Annotated in this window: 16 protein-coding genes and 2 tRNA genes; 11 read left to right on the plus strand and 7 right to left on the minus strand. The window is 66.7% G+C overall.

The annotated features are described in order from the left end of the window. Positions 1-35 precede the first annotated feature (35 nt). Positions 36-686: an alpha/beta hydrolase gene (locus tag AC5RUM_RS05870; protein ID WP_494034067.1), complete on the plus strand. Its 651-nt coding sequence runs from the start codon at positions 36-38 to the stop codon at positions 684-686. A gap of 35 nt (positions 687-721) precedes the next feature. On the opposite strand, the gene AC5RUM_RS05875 is transcribed toward AC5RUM_RS05870, so the two are convergent. Continuing rightward, positions 722-955 carry an RNA-binding S4 domain-containing protein gene (locus tag AC5RUM_RS05875; RefSeq protein ID WP_205654439.1) on the minus strand — a complete coding sequence of 78 codons (234 nt, stop codon included), beginning with the start codon at positions 953-955 and terminating at the stop codon, positions 722-724. Positions 956-988: 33 nt separating this feature from the next. Here AC5RUM_RS05875 and AC5RUM_RS05880 point away from each other — a divergent pair, with 33 nt between their 5' ends. The 3 genes from AC5RUM_RS05880 (at position 989) to AC5RUM_RS05890 (ending at position 4,489) form a co-directional block, all read left to right on the plus strand. After that, entirely contained in the window at positions 989-1,990 is a 1,002-nt protein-coding gene (locus AC5RUM_RS05880; RefSeq protein ID WP_494034068.1) for a DMT family transporter, read from the plus strand. A gap of 133 nt (positions 1,991-2,123) precedes the next feature. After that, positions 2,124-3,509, plus strand: coding sequence for a glycine--tRNA ligase (locus AC5RUM_RS05885; protein WP_494034069.1), 1,386 nt, complete (start codon positions 2,124-2,126; stop codon positions 3,507-3,509). A 2-nt stretch (positions 3,510-3,511) separates the two neighbouring features. Then, positions 3,512-4,489, plus strand: coding sequence for a GNAT family N-acetyltransferase (locus AC5RUM_RS05890; protein ID WP_494034070.1), 978 nt, complete (start codon positions 3,512-3,514; stop codon positions 4,487-4,489). Positions 4,490-4,515: 26 nt separating this feature from the next. Here the strand turns inward: AC5RUM_RS05890 and AC5RUM_RS05895 are convergent, their stop codons facing one another. The 3 genes from AC5RUM_RS05895 to AC5RUM_RS05905 are packed head-to-tail and all read right to left on the minus strand — an operon-like array spanning position 4,516 to position 6,565. Beyond that, a complete protein-coding gene (locus AC5RUM_RS05895; protein ID WP_494034071.1) occupies positions 4,516-5,388 on the minus strand; it encodes a lysophospholipid acyltransferase family protein in 873 nt (290 codons plus the stop codon). Between the two features lie 2 nt (positions 5,389-5,390). Beyond that, the gene (locus AC5RUM_RS05900; protein ID WP_494034072.1) at positions 5,391-5,867 is read right to left on the minus strand and encodes a DUF1295 domain-containing protein; all 477 of its coding nucleotides are present in this window, start codon (positions 5,865-5,867) and stop codon (positions 5,391-5,393) included. After that, a complete protein-coding gene (locus AC5RUM_RS05905) occupies positions 5,864-6,565 on the minus strand; it encodes an alpha/beta hydrolase (RefSeq protein ID WP_494034215.1) in 702 nt (233 codons plus the stop codon). Before AC5RUM_RS05905 ends, AC5RUM_RS05900 begins: the two co-directional genes overlap by 4 nt. Before the next feature lie 136 nt (positions 6,566-6,701). Here AC5RUM_RS05905 and AC5RUM_RS05910 point away from each other — a divergent pair, with 136 nt between their 5' ends. From AC5RUM_RS05910 to AC5RUM_RS05935, 6 genes are all read left to right on the plus strand, one after another. Next, positions 6,702-8,192: a YibE/F family protein gene (locus AC5RUM_RS05910; RefSeq protein WP_494034216.1), complete on the plus strand. Its 1,491-nt coding sequence runs from the start codon at positions 6,702-6,704 to the stop codon at positions 8,190-8,192. Between the two features lie 86 nt (positions 8,193-8,278). Continuing rightward, positions 8,279-9,460, plus strand: a complete 1,182-nt coding sequence (dusB, locus tag AC5RUM_RS05915; protein WP_494034073.1) for a tRNA dihydrouridine synthase DusB — start codon at positions 8,279-8,281, stop codon at positions 9,458-9,460. Beyond that, positions 9,453-10,757, plus strand: coding sequence for a deoxyguanosinetriphosphate triphosphohydrolase (locus AC5RUM_RS05920; RefSeq protein ID WP_494034074.1), 1,305 nt, complete (start codon positions 9,453-9,455; stop codon positions 10,755-10,757). Before dusB ends, AC5RUM_RS05920 begins: the two co-directional genes overlap by 8 nt. A 52-nt stretch (positions 10,758-10,809) precedes the next feature. Next, positions 10,810-12,687: a DNA primase gene (gene dnaG / locus AC5RUM_RS05925; protein WP_494034075.1), complete on the plus strand. Its 1,878-nt coding sequence runs from the start codon at positions 10,810-10,812 to the stop codon at positions 12,685-12,687. A 112-nt stretch (positions 12,688-12,799) separates the two neighbouring features. Then, positions 12,800-12,872, plus strand: a tRNA-Asn gene (locus tag AC5RUM_RS05930). A gap of 124 nt (positions 12,873-12,996) precedes the next feature. Next, positions 12,997-13,069 (plus strand) — tRNA-Asn (locus AC5RUM_RS05935). Between the two features lie 105 nt (positions 13,070-13,174). Here the strand turns inward: AC5RUM_RS05935 and AC5RUM_RS05940 are convergent. The 3 genes from AC5RUM_RS05940 to AC5RUM_RS05950 all read right to left on the minus strand — a co-directional run bounded on the left by AC5RUM_RS05940 (position 13,175) and on the right by AC5RUM_RS05950 (position 15,083). After that, complete coding sequence (locus tag AC5RUM_RS05940; protein WP_400577915.1) at positions 13,175-13,582, minus strand: hypothetical protein; 408 nt, start codon at positions 13,580-13,582, stop codon at positions 13,175-13,177. A gap of 88 nt (positions 13,583-13,670) precedes the next feature. Continuing rightward, positions 13,671-13,850, minus strand: coding sequence for a hypothetical protein (locus AC5RUM_RS05945; protein WP_494034076.1), 180 nt, complete (start codon positions 13,848-13,850; stop codon positions 13,671-13,673). A 12-nt stretch (positions 13,851-13,862) separates the two neighbouring features. Continuing rightward, entirely contained in the window at positions 13,863-15,083 is a 1,221-nt protein-coding gene (locus AC5RUM_RS05950; RefSeq protein ID WP_494034077.1) for a multidrug effflux MFS transporter, read from the minus strand. Positions 15,084-15,264: 181 nt separating this feature from the next. Between AC5RUM_RS05950 and AC5RUM_RS05955 the strand changes: the two genes are divergently transcribed. Continuing rightward, positions 15,265-16,146, plus strand: a complete 882-nt coding sequence (locus AC5RUM_RS05955) for a phage holin family protein (protein ID WP_494034078.1) — start codon at positions 15,265-15,267, stop codon at positions 16,144-16,146. The last annotated feature ends 14 nt before the right edge of the window (positions 16,147-16,160 follow it).

Genomic DNA, 16,160 nt, shown 5'->3' on the forward strand with positions numbered 1-16,160 from the left:
GGCAGTTGCCAGCGGGTAACTGTAAGAATGGAGCCATGACTTTAGCCGACTCATTTCCCGCTCCCGTTGTCCTGTGGTCCAAGCCTGAGGAAGATCGGGCCGGCAAGCCCCTGCTCGTCCTGCTGCACGGCTACGGCGCCAACGAGCAGGATCTGCTCAGCCTGGCGGACATGCTCCCGGACGACTTTGCAGTAGCCTCCGTACGTGCGCCCCTCGCCATGGGATCCGGCTTTTCATGGTTCCCGCTGACCGGCGCCGTCGATTACTCCTTGGAGGCGGTGAAGTCCGCGGCAGGATACGTCCTCGACTGGCTCGACGCGGTGAAAGCCAACCACCCGTCCATCACGCTCCTCGGGTTTTCCATGGGCATGGCCATGGCCACCACGCTGCTGCGGAAGCGTCCCGCTGACTTTGCCGCCGTCGTCGGACTTTCCGGTTTTGTCGTCGATGCCGGGTCCGACGGCGAGTTCCGCGACGCCGAACTCGACGGTACGGTGCCGTTCTTCTGGGGCCGTGACCAGCAGGATCCGGTGATCACGGAGGACAAGATCGAATACACGATGGGCTGGGTCCGCAGCCACGTGAAGCTGACGAAGGTCCTGTACACCGGAATGTGGCACGGGATCAATGCCCAGGAGATCGGCCATGTGTCAGAGTTCCTGACGCACGAAGTGCTGAACAAGTAGCCGTTCGCGGTAACTGTTTCCGACGTCCCCGGCGGTCAGGCGCCGGGCGCGCTGATCCGGACGGTGCGGTTGTTGAGCGTGACCGTGTCCCCGTGATGGAGCTGCCGCCCGCGCCTGTCGTCGATTTCTCCGTTCACCTTGACCAGGCCGTTCTTGATCAGTTCGGTGGCCTCGACGCCGTCCTCCACCAGATTCGCGAGCTTCAGGAGCTGACCGAGGCGGATCATGTCGTCGCGGATGGGGATGTCTTCGATTTCCTGGTTGCTCATACAAGCAATGATGCCTGACGTTAGGTAAACGCAATGACCCACGCACCGCGGCTGCCCCTTGCCGCAGGTCTTCCGTTGGCCGTGGCCGCCGGCCTCGCCATCCCCGCCCAGGGGCGGATCAACGGCGCGCTCGGCGCCCGCCTCGGAGACGGAATTGCCGCCGCCGTGGTCAGTTTCAGCACCGGCCTGGTGCTGATGATTCTCGTCTCGCTCGTCCTGCCGCGCGGCAGGGCCGGCCTGGCCCGGATCCTTCCCGCCGTACGCGAACGGCGGTTCCCGCCCTACTACGTCCTGGCCGGCGGCATTGGCGCCTTCTTCGTGTTTGCCCAGTCGTTCACCGTCGGCCTGCTGGGGGTTGCGCTGTTCACCGTGTCCACAGTCACCGGACAGACGGTCAGCGGGCTGCTGGTGGACCGGCTGGGCATAGGCCCGGGCGGCAAGAAAGCGGTGACCGGCATCCGCGTCATCGGCTGCATCCTCACCATCGCAGCCGTCGCGTGGGCGGTGTCGCCGCGTTTCGGTGGAGGTTCCGGAGCGTCCGACGGCGGAGCGGCCACCGCAGGAGGCGACCCCGCCCAGCTCATCCTGCCGGTCATGCTGCCTGTCCTGGCCGGCTTCCTGATGAGTTTCCAGCAGGCGATGAACGGTACCGCCACCATGCACTACGGCACCCCGATCGCCGCAACCCTGGTGAACTTCGTCGCCGGCACGTGCGTGCTGTGGGTGGCCTGGCTCGTCAAGGTGGCTGTGGCCGGTACGGGCAATCCGCTGCCGGGCGAGTGGTGGTACTACCTCGGCGGCCCCATGGGCTGCGTGTTCATCGGTCTCGGAGCCCTGCTGGTCCGCAGCCTGGGTGTGCTGGTGACCGGGCTGGGGATGATTGCGGGACAGCTCCTTGGCTCGCTCGGGCTTGACCTGCTGGTGCCAGCGCCGGGCAGCGTCGTGGAGGTACCCACGGTCCTCGGCACTGTTCTTACCCTTGCGGCCATCGTAATCGCCACCCTTCCGTGGCCGCGGGGAGCGTTCCGCAGGTAGTGCCCGGTAGGCTAGGACACGCAGCTTCCTGCGCTGTTTTCCCCTTCGCATACCCCCGCCCGGCAACCAGCCGGGGTTTCGGGGCCACAAACCGCGGACCGCACCCAGCGGCCCTGTAGAAATTGGAGTTCCCATGGCACCAAAATCCGTCCTCGACCAGGTCATTTCCCTTTCCAAGCGGAGGGGTTTCGTTTTCCAGGCCGGCGAGATCTACGGTGGTTCGCGTTCCGCCTGGGATTACGGACCCCTGGGTGCGGAGCTGAAGGAGAACATCAAACGCCAGTGGTGGCAGTCCGTAGTGCGTGGCCGCGAGGACGTTGTGGGCCTGGACTCCTCGGTGATCCTGCCCCGCCAGGTCTGGGAAGCCTCCGGCCACGTCGAGGTCTTCTCCGACCCCCTGGTTGAGTGCCTCTCCTGCCACAAGCGTTACCGTGCGGACCACCTCGAGGAAGAATACGAGGAGAAGAAGGGCCGCCCGGCCGAAAACGGCCTCAAGGACATCGCCTGCGCCAACTGCGGCACCCGCGGTGAGTGGACCGAGCCGCAGGAGTTCTCCGGACTGCTGAAGACCTTCCTTGGCCCAGTTGCCAGCGATGAGGGCCTGCACTACCTGCGCCCCGAAACCGCCCAGGGCATCTTCGTGAACTTCAATAACGTGCTGACCACGTCCCGGAAGAAGCCGCCGTTCGGCATCGGCCAGATCGGCAAGTCCTTCCGCAACGAGATCACGCCGGGCAACTTCATCTTCCGCACCCGTGAGTTCGAGCAGATGGAAATGGAATTCTTCGTTGAGCCGGGGACGGACGAGGAATGGCACCAGTACTGGATGAAGGAACGCATGTCCTGGTACACGGACCTGGGCATCCGCGAAGAGAACCTGCGCTTCTTCGAGCACCCGCTGGACAAGCTCAGCCACTACTCCAAGGGCACCACGGACATCGAGTACCGCTTCGGTTTCCAGGGCTCCGAATGGGGTGAGCTCGAAGGCATCGCCAACCGCACCGACTTCGACCTTTCCACGCATGCCAAGGCCTCCGGCACCGACCTGAGCTACTTCAACCAGGCCACCAACGAGCGCTATACGCCGTACGTGATCGAGCCCGCCGCCGGCCTGACCCGCTCGTTCATGGCCTTCCTCATCGATGCCTACACCGAGGACGAGGCGCCGAACGCCAAGGGCGGCGTGGACGTGCGCACCGTGCTCAAACTCGATCCGCGCCTTGCGCCGGTCAAGGCGGCCGTGCTGCCGCTGAGCCGTAACGAGGACCTCTCGCCGAAGGCCAAGGACCTCGGCGCGCAGCTCCGCAAGAACTGGAACATCGACTTCGACGACGCGGGCGCGATCGGCCGCCGTTACCGCCGCCAGGACGAGATCGGCACGCCGTTCTGCATCACCGTGGACTTCGACACGCTTGATGACCAGGCTGTCACGATCCGTGAGCGCGACACCATGAGCCAGGAGCGCGTCTCCCTGGACAAGGTGGAGGGCTACCTGGCCGCACGGCTGATCGGCGCCTGACCGTGGCGATCGAATATCGCGAATGGCGCGAGGGCGATGACCTCACGCTCCTGCAAATCTGGGGAGATCCGGAAACCGTCCAGGCCGGACAGTTCCGCGGGACTCTGGCGCCATCCAGCAACACACCCTGGCGGCGCTGCATCGTGGCCGAGGACGTCGTTGACGGCGTCGGGATCCCGGTGGCAGCCGGCGTGGTCCACGAGGCGACGCTGCATCCGGAACGCCTGTGGGTGTATGTGGAGGTGGCCCGGGACCACCGCCGCTCCGGCATAGGCTCCACGTTGCTCATGATGCTGCGCCGCGAAGCCGAAGGGTCGCCGTCGGGAATCACCCGGCTGCGCTGCAAGGTGGAGCCGGGCACCCCCGGCGCGGCGTTCGCCGAGGCTGCAGGCCTCACACCGATCCAGCGCTCCCAGCTGGTGGTGGTGGAACCCGGTGCCCTGAAGCTTCCGGTGTTCGGCGACGGCTCCGAGGAAGCGGCCTCGGAACGCATCGAGGACCTGGCCACGGGTTCCGTTGAGCTGTCCGATGTGGTGGGCCGCTACTACACGTCAGTCCACGACTGGGATAGCCCGGGCGAACTGGGCATTCCCACAGTCCAGCGGCTGTTCCTGGACGAGCTCAGCGGCGCCCACGGGGCGATCGTGCTGCGCGCGCCAAAGGCCAGTGCTTTCGGCCAGGGCGTGCCCGCGTCGAAGAAGGGCAAGCTGCAGGCATTCGCCATCAGCTATGCACAGCCCGGCGCGGAGCAGGGACAGAACAGCCAGCCGTCCGATGTGTTCCTCGGCCATGAGCCGGAACTCGCCGCCGACGAGGCACAGGCCGCCGTCCGTGACCTCCTGGCCCTGATCGCGTACCAGCACCCGGTCCTCATGGAACTGGACGACTCCATGACGGCGCTGCGCGCCGTCGTCGAGCCCCTTCTGGAAGAAGGCAAGGCACGCCGCCAGGGGGCCGAGACGTTCGTCGTCTCGGACTAGCTGGCGGACAGTCCCCGTCAGCTGGGTTAGCTCCCGTACCGGGGACCGGACAGGTCCGGTCCCCGGCGGCGGCCCCTCGCCAGGTCCTCGGCGTCCAGCCTCTGGCGTTCCGCCTCTGACATGGCGCCGCCGCCCTGGTCTGCCGGCATCCACCAGCTTCCCGGTTTGGGAACGAGCGGGAAGCTGGCCATGCACGCATCGATTCCGGATTGCAGCGCCTGCCGGAGGGCTGCCGTTTCCGCATCCACATTGGCCTGGGGCGGCGGCCTGACCTGCGGGCCGATGTGGACGCGCACAGGTGCCCCCCACGCCAGCCGCGGCGAGAAGCCGTGGCCGCGCGTCAGGAAGCGGTGTGCACCCCAGATCGACACGGGAATCACCGGCACCCCGGCCTCGGCTGCCATCCGCACTGCGCCGGTTTTGCATTCGCGGACCTTGAAGCTGCGGCTGACACCCGCCTCCGGGAACACGGCAAGGTATTCCCCGGCACGGAGTTTCGCCACGGCCGCATCATAGGCTGCCCGGCCGGAACCGTACCCCACCACCACGTGTCCGGTGCCCCTGATGGCAGGTCCCGCCACCGGGTGCTCGGCCGCGCCCTGGTGGATGAGGAACCGGAGCTGGGCGCGGGCATGCTTCCAGACCACGAGTTCGGCGATGGCAAAGTCCAGGTAGCCGAAATGCGTGACCGCCAGGACAGCCCCGCGTCCGGGCCGCACTTGCCGCGACTCGCCCTGCCGCGGATCTGGCGCGGGCAGGTTTTCGACGCCTGTGACGATGACACGGATCCGGAAGAGGCACCGCAGGAACAGTCCCGTCCGGACGAACAGCCGGTAGAGGCGGTCGTTCGATTGGCGCGTCCGCGCCACTGAACCCCGCACCACTGAGCCTCGCGCCACGGCTAGTCCCCGTTCCGCTGATCCCGCGGGTTCCGCTGATCCAGCGCGTGCGGCGCGTTCCGCGCGTTCCGCGGCGGCCAAGGGATGAACCCGCTCGTGGACCCCACATATTCACGGTAGCCCGGGCGTCCGGACATGGCCTTCTCCGTCAGCGGCTTGCCGGTCTTGCCCGCCAGCGTCCAGATCATCAGCGCAGGGGGGAGGACCGTGAGCACCCCCGGCCAGGAGTCGGCGAGCCGCAGACCCCAGATTCCGGCCAGTGCCTGCAGCAACAGGCGCCGCGCATCGTCGCCGGCACCGGACGACAGCCAAAAGGAGACGGCCGCCACGGCAACGAAGCCCGGACCCCACGCCACGTCCATCACCGAATGCCTGCGCTGGGCCACCGCTATTGCAAAGGTCACGGCGAGCACGACGAGGACGGCGAGCGCCGTCCACGGCAGGCAGGCCAGGAAGCGGTCCAGGGGGAAGGGGGTCACAGCACGGCCGGCATCGTCCCGGCGGCCGGCGGAACCAGCCGGTCAAAGGCAACCGCAGGCCGGACAGTGCGGCCATCGGGGATTCCAACCCGTTCGCCGAAGGCCTTCAGCAGGAACCCGGTGGCCAGGGTGTGCCACAGGCCCACCCGCCGGAACATGAAGTGGCCGGTACCCCTGAGCGACACGTACTGCAGCACCTCGGCGGCAGGCGCCGCCCGCCGCGCAAACCGCAGGGACGCCGTCGGGCTTGTCCAGCGGTCCTGGTTGCCGTGCACGATCAGGACCTTCCGCCCCGCGAGAGGGGTGGCCGGTGTTGCATTATCGAGCCACGGGGCAAGTGCCACCACGGCGTCCACCTGCGGATCGTCGGCCGCGCAGATGGCGGTGAGGCCACCCATAGAGTGCCCCAGCAGGTATACCGGCACGCCGGGATGCTGTTCGCGGATCTTGGCCAGGGCCCACCGGGCGTCCTTCAGCGGGGACATTTCCTCGCCGTTCCAGCCGCGGACCCGGTTCCGCAGGATCCAGACTTCCAGGCCGTACTCTTTGCCTGCCCGGTGCAGGTGCCGCGCAAAGGGCACCATCCGGGCGGGGCTGAGATGGCGGGCCTGGACGGGTTCGAACGAGTGTGACCGTCCGCCGTGGAGGACCAGGGCTACACCGCGCGTCACGCCTGCCGGGGCCAGGACGGTCAGCATGGCTTCCTGCGCGGCTCCTGACGCCTCGCGTTTGGCAGACCTGCGGTAGCTCACTCCGGTTCCTCCGACTTCCTGTCGTTCATTTATCAACATTAAGGTGACCGCCGTAGAGTTCAAGCATGAGGTTTTGCTGCTGATGGGCGCCGGTCACTCCCACGGTCATACGGGTCATTCGGAGCCAACGCCCCAAGCGATGGCTGCCCGGCGGAAGGCCAACCGGATCCTGGCTGCCGTGCTGATTCCGCTGACCCTCCTGACGCTGGCCGCCATGGCGGCGCTCTGGCCCTCGGGCAGCAGAGAAGGCCTCACACTGGCGAACCCTTACAACGCCGCACCCGGCGTGACATTCGACACGGGGAAGATCCAGCGGGTGGTCACCGAGAGCTGCACGGCGGCGGCCAGCCAGGCGCCGCAGCAGGGGACCCCCGGAACCCAGCCGGGCGGGCAGTCCGACGGCGGATCACAGTGCACCTTCGCCTTCACCGAGCCGGACAAGGGCGGCAACCCCGTCAAAGTGGTGATCAACCCGGACATCGCCAAATCCCATGGCGTGGACGTGGGGGACAATATCCGCTACCTCAACCTCACCAACGCGCAGGGTGCTGCGGAGGCGGGCCCGAACGCCCCCGCCGCCAATGGTCCGGCATACATCTTCGTGGACTTCGTCCGGACCATGCCCATCATTCTGTTGGCGGTCCTGTACGCCTTCGTCGTGGTGGCAGTGGCGCGCTGGCGGGGGCTGCGCGCCCTGATCGGCCTTGTCGGCGCCTATTTCGTCCTGGTGAGCTTCATGCTGCCCGGCCTTGTGGAGGGAAAGCCGCCGCTGCTGCTGGCTTTGGTGGGTTCCACGGTGATCATGATCGGGGTGCTGTACTTCGCCCACGGCTTCTCGGCCCGGACCTCAACAGCGCTGCTCGGCACAATCTTCGGCCTGGGCATCACCGCACTGCTGGCGGCCTGGGCCACTGATTCCGCCAACCTCGCCGGAGTGGGAAGCCACGACGCTGCCACGCTCGCAAACATTTCGGGCAACATCTCCATCTCGGGCATCATCCTGTGCGGCCTCATCATCTCGGGGCTGGGCGTTCTCAACGACGTCACCATCACGCAGTCCTCGGCGGTGTGGGAACTGTACGAACTGGCGCCCGCCACGAGCGCCCGCAAGCTGTTCACATCCGCCATGAGGATCGGCCGGGACCACATCGCCTCGACCGTGTACACGATTGCCTTCGCGTACGCCGGCGCCGCGCTGCCGATCCTCATCATCGTGATGCTCTACGACCGTCCGCTGGGGGAGGCGCTCACCAGCGCCGAACTGTCCGAGGAAGTCATCCGCACCCTGGTCGGCTCCATCGGTCTGGTGCTGGCGATCCCCGTCACTACGCTGATCGCGGTCCTCGTGGTGAAGGCCACCGGGATCCGCGCCGGCCGCCAGACCCCCATAACGCCCGACGACGTCGAGGACACCGGCGCGCTAGCGGCGGCAGCCGCCGTCGCCGGGGAACGGACGACGGCGGCGGAACGGACGACGGCGACGGAACGGCCCGCAGGCCGATCACCGGCCGGTCCTAACGCCGGCCCGCAAGCCGGCACCCGGCGCGGCCGCCGCGCCGCCGAGCGCGAGTGAGCGCCGTCTGGCTGAACGCCGCCCGGCTGAACCCCCGGCCTTCGGCCCTTCCTGCCCGATTTGCCCGGCTTTGAGACAATGGACGGGTGACTGCTGTAGCAACGCCTCCTGCCCCCAAGCTGGAGCTTCCGCCGCTGAAGCTCGGCCCCATCACCGTGGACACCCCGGTGGTGCTGGCGCCCATGGCCGGTATCACCAACACCGCCTTCCGCAGGCTCTGCCGTGAATACGGCGGCGGCATGTACGTGGCGGAGATGGTCACCTCCCGCGCCCTCGTGGAACGCACCCCGGAGTCGCTGCGGATCATCTCCCACGACGAGGACGAAAAGGTCCGGTCCGTCCAGTTGTACGGCGTGGACCCGGTCACGGTGGGCCAGGCTGTCCGCATGCTGGTGGAGGAAGACCGTGCCGACCACATCGATCTCAACTTCGGCTGCCCGGTGCCCAAGGTCACCCGGCGCGGCGGCGGCTCTGCCCTGCCTTGGAAGATCGACCTCTTCACCTCGATTGTGCAGACTGCGGTGAAAGAGGCCTCGAAGGGCGGCATCCCGCTCACCATCAAGATGCGCAAGGGCATCGATGATGACCACCTGACGTATCTCGACGCCGGACGGATCGCCCGGGATGCCGGCGTCGCCGCCGTCGCGCTCCACGGCCGCACGGCCGCGCAGTTCTACTCCGGCCAGGCAGACTGGTCAGCCATCGCCCGCCTCCGCGAGGCGCTCCCGGACATCCCTGTCCTTGGCAACGGCGACATCTGGTCCGCGGAGGATGCCGTGCGCATGGTCCGTGAAACCGGCGTGGACGGCGTCGTGGTGGGCCGCGGCTGCCAGGGACGGCCCTGGCTTTTCGGCGACCTGCAGGCCGCCTTCGAAGGAAGCGACCACCGGCACCGGCCTGGCCTGCGCCAGGTCGCCGAAGGCGTCTACCGCCATGCCGAGCTCATGGTCGAGACCTTCGGCAACGACGAATATAAGGCCCTGCGCGAAATCCGCAAGCACATGGCCTGGTACTTCAAGGGCTACGTGGTGGGCGGGGAACTCCGCGCCAAACTGGCCACTGTGCCCACCCTTGAGGTGCTCCGCGAACTGCTGGAGCAGCTGGACATGGACCTGCCGTACCCGGGCACCGATTCGGAAGGACCCCGCGGCCGCGCAGGCTCGCCCAAGAAGCCAGCCCTGCCCAAGGACTGGCTGCTCAGCCGGCAGCTGAACGCGGACCAGACCCGGGACATTTCCGCCGCGGAACTGGACGTGTCCGGTGGGTGAAAGCAGGCTCGCAGAGCCCCGCACCACGCCCCACAGCCTGCCGGGCTACGGACCCCACGACTCCGCCCGCTGGGTGGAGGAACCCCCCAAAAGCACCTACCGCTCCGACTTCGAGCGCGACCGTGCCCGGGTCCTGCACTCCTCGGCGCTCCGCCGGCTCGGCGCCAAGACACAGGTGGTGGCGCCGGATACGGACGACTTTGTCCGTACCCGGCTGACGCACAGCCTCGAGGTGGCGCAGGTGGGCCGCGAACTCGGGCGTGCCCTGGGCTGCGACCCTGATGTGGTGGACACCGCCTGCCTCAGCCACGATCTCGGGCACCCGCCGTTCGGCCACAACGGCGAGTCCGCCCTGAACGAGATGGCGCACGCGATCGGCGGCTTCGAAGGCAACGCGCAGACGCTGCGGCTGCTGACCCGGCTCGAGCCGAAGGTCCTGGATCCTGAAGGCCGTCCCGCCGGACTGAACCTGACCCGGGCGAGCCTCGACGCTGCGGCGAAGTACCCGTGGTCCGCCTTGGACGCCCCGGTGATCCACGGGCAGCGGACCAGCAAGTTCGGCGCCTACGAGGACGACCTGCCCATCTTCAACTGGATCCGCCAGGGCGCGCCCGCGCGGCGGTCCTGCCTCGAAGCCCAGGTCATGGACCTCGCGGACGATATTTCCTATTCCGTGCACGACGTCGAGGACGCCATCGTGGCCGGCCATTTCCAGCTGCGCTGGATGGACAACCCTGACCACCGTGCCCGGGTGGTGGGCTACGCCAAGCAGTGGTACCTGCCGCACAACGACCCGGCGGCCATTGACGCCGCCCTGGCCCGGCTCGAAGCGACGGACGTGTGGGTCCGCGAGGCTGATGGCAGCCGCAAGTCGATGGCCGCCCTGAAGAACATGACCAGCCAGCTGATCGGCAGGTTCTGCCAGAGCGCGCTGGAGACCACCCGGGCTGTTTACGGGCCGGAAAAGCTGACCCGCTACAACGCGGAGCTGATGGTCCCGGATGAGACCATCATGGAGATTGCAGTGATGAAGGGCCTGGCCACCACCTTCGTGATGACCACGGACCACCGGCAGCCCATCTACGAGCGGCAGCGCGAAGTCCTGCATGCCCTGGTCACGTCGCTGAACGCCTCGGGGGACCGCCACCTCGAACCGATGTTCGCGGCCGACTGGCGGGATGCGGCCGACGACGGCGCCCGGCTGCGGGTGGTCATCGACCAGGTGGCTTCGCTGACCGACGGCTCGGCCCTGGCCATGTACGAACGGCTCGTGGGAAGCCTGCCGTCCCTGTGGTGATGCGGGCCATAGGCCGCGCGTTCCTGTCGGTGCGCGCCATTAGGATGGCTTCGTGGCCGGCCTGATCAAACGCGAAGACATCGATGAAGTCCGCCAGCGCACGGACATCAAGGAAGTCGTTGACGGCTACGTCACGCTCAAGGGCGCGGGCCTGGGTTCCTTCAAAGGCCTGTGCCCCTTTCACGACGAGCGCTCGCCGTCGTTCACCGTCCGCCCACAGGTGGGCCGCTACCACTGCTTTGGCTGCGGGGAAGACGGCGACGTCATCTCCTTCGTGCAGAAGCTGGATCACACGTCATTCCATGAGGCCGTGGAAAAGCTGGCAGGACGGATCGGTTACGAACTCCGCTACGAGGACGGCGGCACGGGCCCCAACCGTGAGGAAGTGGGCAAGCGCCAGCGGCTCCTGGACGCCCACAAGGTGGCGGATGAGTTCTTCCGCTCCCAGTTGCTGACCGCCGGCGCAGCCGAAGGCCGCCGGTTCCTGCAGCTGCGGGGGTTCGACCGCGGCGCCGCCGAGCATTTCGGCGTCGGGTACGCGCCGCAGGGCTGGGACGCCCTCCTCAAGCACCTGCGGGGCCGGGGGTTTACCGATGCTGAGCTGAAGCTCACGGGGATGTTTTCAGAAGGCAACCGGGGCATCTACGACCGCTTCCGGGGCCGTCTCATCTGGCCCATCCGCGACATCGCCGGCGACACCATCGGCTTCGGGGCCCGCAAGCTCTACGAGGAGGACCAGGGTCCGAAGTACCTCAACACCCCGGAAACCACGCTCTACAAGAAGTCCCAGGTGCTGTACGGCATCGACCTGGCCAAGCGGAACATCGCCAAGGACCGCCAGCTGGTGGTTGTGGAGGGCTACACGGATGTCATGGCCTGCCACCTGGCGGGAATCCCGACGGCGGTAGCCACCTGCGGTACCGCGTTCGGCGCCGACCACATCAAGATCGCCCGCCGGCTGCTGTCCGACGACGGCACCGGGGGAGAAGTCATCTTCACCTTCGACGGCGATGCTGCCGGCCAGAAGGCCGCGCTGCGGGCGTTCGAGGAAGACCAGCGCTTCGTGGCCCAGACCTACGTCGCCGTGGAGCCCACCGGCGCGGACCCCTGCGACCTGCGGCAGACGAGGGGGGACGCGGCTGTCCGGGAGCTGATCAGCACGCGGCGTCCCCTGTTCGAGTTCGCGATCCGGGCGGCGCTGAGGAAACACAACCTGGATACCGTGGAAGGCCGCATCGCAGCCCTGCGCGAGTCGGCGCCCGTGGTGGCACAGATCAAGGACGCCGGCATCCGACCCGGCTACGCCCGCGAGCTCGCAGGCTGGCTGGGCATGCCCATTGAGGAGGTGGGCCGCGCCGTGGCCGCTGCTGCCAAACGGGGCCCCCAGAGCCCCCCGCAGAACTCGGCTCCCGGCGTTGCCCCGCTGCCGGCGTCGGGCGTTATGCCGTCCTATAACCGCCCTGATCCCCGCGATCCTGTGGCGTCCATGGAGCGGCAAGCGCTGGAAGTGGCATTGCAGGAGCCGGGGATGCTGGGCGGCGGCATCTGGGAACGGTTCGCCGCGGTGCAGTTCGCCACCCCCGCCTACCAGGCCATCCATGATGCGATCCGCGCCACCGGGCTGGCCTATGCCGCTGACCCCGTGATGTGGGTCGAGAAGCTGCGCCAGGAGGTGCCCGAACCGCTGCAGCCGCTTGTTTCGGAACTCGCGGTTGTTCCCTTGCCGGCACACACCGCGGAGGCCGTACAGAAGTACTGCCGGGATATCCTGGCCAGGCTTTTCGAACTGCAGATCACGCGCGTGAAGGCAGACAAGATGGGGCAGCTGCAGCGCCTGGACGCGGCAGCCCACCCGGAGGAGTTCCAGCGGCTCAACCGCGAACTGATGATGCTGGAAATGGAACGACGCTCGCTGCGTTCGGATAGCTGACGGTTCCGAGGGCTGACGGGTTGGACGGCTGACGGCGTCCCGCAGGCAGGCCCGTTGGAACGCCCGATTTCGTTTCCCGGCGGTGTGTTTGCTAGGCTTATATCCGCTTCATTCCTCCTTAGCTCAATTGGCAGAGCATTCGACTGTTAATCGAAGGGTTGCTGGTTCAAGTCCAGCAGGAGGAGCGCGCAGTCCCCGTTCCGGCCTCCGGAACGGGGACTTTTTTATACCCAGCCGGGGTATTTCCCGCTGCTGCCGCATCGATTTCCCATACCGGCAAAACCTTTGCTAATGTCATACCTGCTTCATTCCTCCTTAGCTCAATTGGCAGAGCATTCGACTGTTAATCGAAGGGTTGCTGGTTCAAGTCCAGCAGGAGGAGCGCACAGGTCCCGCAGCCGTCTTCCAGCCGGCTGCGGGACCTTTTTTGTGTCGTGTTTGTGTCGGGAACGACTTCCCAGTTCGTTCTGCCGGGCGACGGTCCGCGTCAGACGAAGTCCATCTCAACCTGGAGGAACCGCTCGGCCTCAGCGACGGCCGCCGCGAAGGCCTCGCTTTCGGTGGGAGACGTGCGCGGCTGGCGCGGATGCCACTCATGGGGTGAGGAGTGCACGCGGGTGAAGCCGCCGTCGGGCGGGGCGTAGAAGATGCCGAACCGCTGCACAGGCCATTCCGGAGAGGTCTCCGGGGCCACCAGGAGGGCTGCGTTGGACGCCGGGTTGTACCACTGGGCTATCGGGCGCCGGCGGTCCTCCGTGAAGAGTCCGGCGGCATAGAGAGCTGCCGACTGCGCACTGGTCTGGGTGCACAGCCGGTCCCACCACAACGGCAGTATGCCGGTGTCGCACCGCTGCCACGTGGCCGGAAGTGGAGGATGATCCTGCCAGTGGGGCACGTAACAACTTTAACTCTCAGCGGGCTGTGCGGAACAGATGCCGCTTTCGCGGCCGCGCTTCAGCGTTTTCAACCACGGTCTACTGTCTTCAACCGCGGTTCCAGGGTCCCGGATTGACCCGGTACAGCAGCGCCGAACCCACCACGGCGCCCAGCATGATGCCCACCGCTGCGTTGCCGGCAGCCCGGCCGACAAAGAAGCCGGCCACGGCCCCAAGGATCGCGCCGAGGAAGAGCCCACGGCCATTGCGGTGCGGTTTTCGCGTCATGCGGCCAGCGTACTAGTGGATGGACGGCACGGTCTTGGGACGGACCACGAGCCAGAGGGCAGCAGCCGCCAGGAAGATGCAGCAGGCCTGGACGGCGCCCATCGGAGTGGCGGAACTCCCGCCGACCCAGCCAACCACAGGTGAGATGATGCCGGCCATCAGGAACGTGGAGGCTCCCAGCAGTGAAGCGGCCGTGCCGGCCTGGGCGCCGTGGCTGGCCAGGGCCAGGACCTGGACGCACGGGAAGGTAAAGCCCGTTCCGAGGATGTAGAACCAGAGGGGAACCAGGACGCCCCAGAGCCCGAACCCCAGCTGGTCGAAGAGGACAATAAGCAGTGCCATCAGGAACATCCAGGCAGTGGAACAGGCCAGGATCCACTGCGGCGGCACCTTTTTGATCAGCCGCGAACTCGTCTGGACGCCGGCCACGATGCCCAGTGAGTTGACGCCGAAAAGGAGGCCGTACTGCTGGGGCGTGAAGCCGAAGATGTCCTGGAAGAGGAACGGGGAGGCCGAGAGGTAAGTGAACAAGCCCCCGAAGTTCATGCCGCCCACCAGCAAAAGGCCAACGAAGATCCGGTCGGAGAAGAGCGTCCTGTAACGCTGGCGGGCAGTCATCCCGGACTGCCCCCGCTGCCCGCGCGGCAAGGTTTCCCGGACGAGGAACATGGCCGCGACGATCACGGTGGTCCCGTAACAGGCGAGGAAAACGAAGATCCCCGGCCACTCCATCACCAGGAGCAGTTGCGATCCAATCACCGGCGCCAAAATGGGGGCCAGTCCATTGACGAGGGCCATGCGCGAGAACATCCGCACCATGGCATAGCCGCTGAAGAGATCACGCACCATGGCCATGGCCACGACGCCCCCGCCTGCGGCGCCGATGCCCATCAGGACACGGAACAGGCCCAGGGTGCCGATGTCAGTGGACAGCGAGGCCCCCACCGAGGCGCCGATATGCACAGCGGTGGCCAGGATGAGGGGCACCCGCCGGCCGAACTTGTCGCTGAACGGGCCAACCACCAGCTGCCCGAGGGCGAAGCCGACAGTAGTGCCGGTAAGTGTCAGCTGAACCGCGGCCTCCGACACGTTCAGGCTGGTCTCCAATGCAGGGAAGGCCGGCAGGTAGAGGTCCACGGTGAAGGGGCCCAGGGCGGTGAGGGCGCCAAGGAGGAGGATGTAGAGGAATTTTTGGCGTCGGCTCAGGGCATCGCCCGGGTTGGTGATGGTCACAGGGATCAATCCTAGGGGGCAAAGATCATACTTTTACAGCGTTGGAGGGCACGCCGTGGCGTATATCCAGAAGTTGGTGCCGACCCTGAATGATAGTTTTGTCAGCGTGGGCGCGCCGAGCCGGGATAAGGCCCTGCGCAACCGAAGAAGAATCGACTATGGAACCAGTTAGGCGGAACCTATGAGCGGGCGTCACAGCGGGCGGGCCAACCAGGGATTGCGCTTTACTGCGCTGCCAAAAACGTTGAGGCTCATCTTCCAACTGGCGCCGCGGCAGCTCAATGACGAGATTGCCCTGGCCAAGTTTGAGGTCAAGCGCAAGGGCAAGCAGCTCGGCGTGGCCGGAGCGTTCTTCGGAGTGGCCGCGGTGTTCCTGGCTTTCCTGGTCACCGGACTGATCGTCGCCGCCATCATGGGACTCGCCACCATCATGCCCGCATGGCTCGCGGCGCTGCTCGTCTGCGCCGTCTTCCTGCTGATCGCCCTGATCGGCGGGCTCATAGGTCTCCGGAAGTTCAAGCAAGCCATGCCACTGATGCCGGAGGACACTATCCGGGGCCTGAAGCATGACCTCGGTATTGCCAAAGAAGGTTCGGACTTCGACGCTGCGGTGCTGGACCCCAACTCGCCGCAGGCCAAGGCCGCCAAGGAAGCCCAGGCAGCGGCCAAGGCCAGGGCCAAGGCTGAGAAAGAGTCCAAGAAAGCGGCAGAAGCCGTCGAGGTCCCGCCTGTGTCGGAGCCCGAAGTCCATCGCCGCCTGAAGCAGCGGCGTGAACACCTCACGAGCGTGCGTGACGACCTCGGCGAAGAAATCGACGTCAAGACTCAGACGCAGGCACTGCTTGGCGTGGCCAGGCAGCGGCTGGACGAGGGCAAGGACAAGCTCAACGACAGCAAGGAGCGGATCGGTGAAAGGCTGGCGGCACGGTCCGCTTCATCCTCCGGGGACGCCGGCACGGGGTCACTGCCGGAACTGCTGGAAGCCCGGTGGAAGCCCCTTCTGGCGTTCGCCGCGTCCACTGCGGTGCTGCTTGCCTTACTACGGAAATTGTTCAAGAGCTGAGCGTTGTCCTGAAC

The sequence above is a fragment of the Arthrobacter sp. B2060 genome, assembly GCF_059090445.1.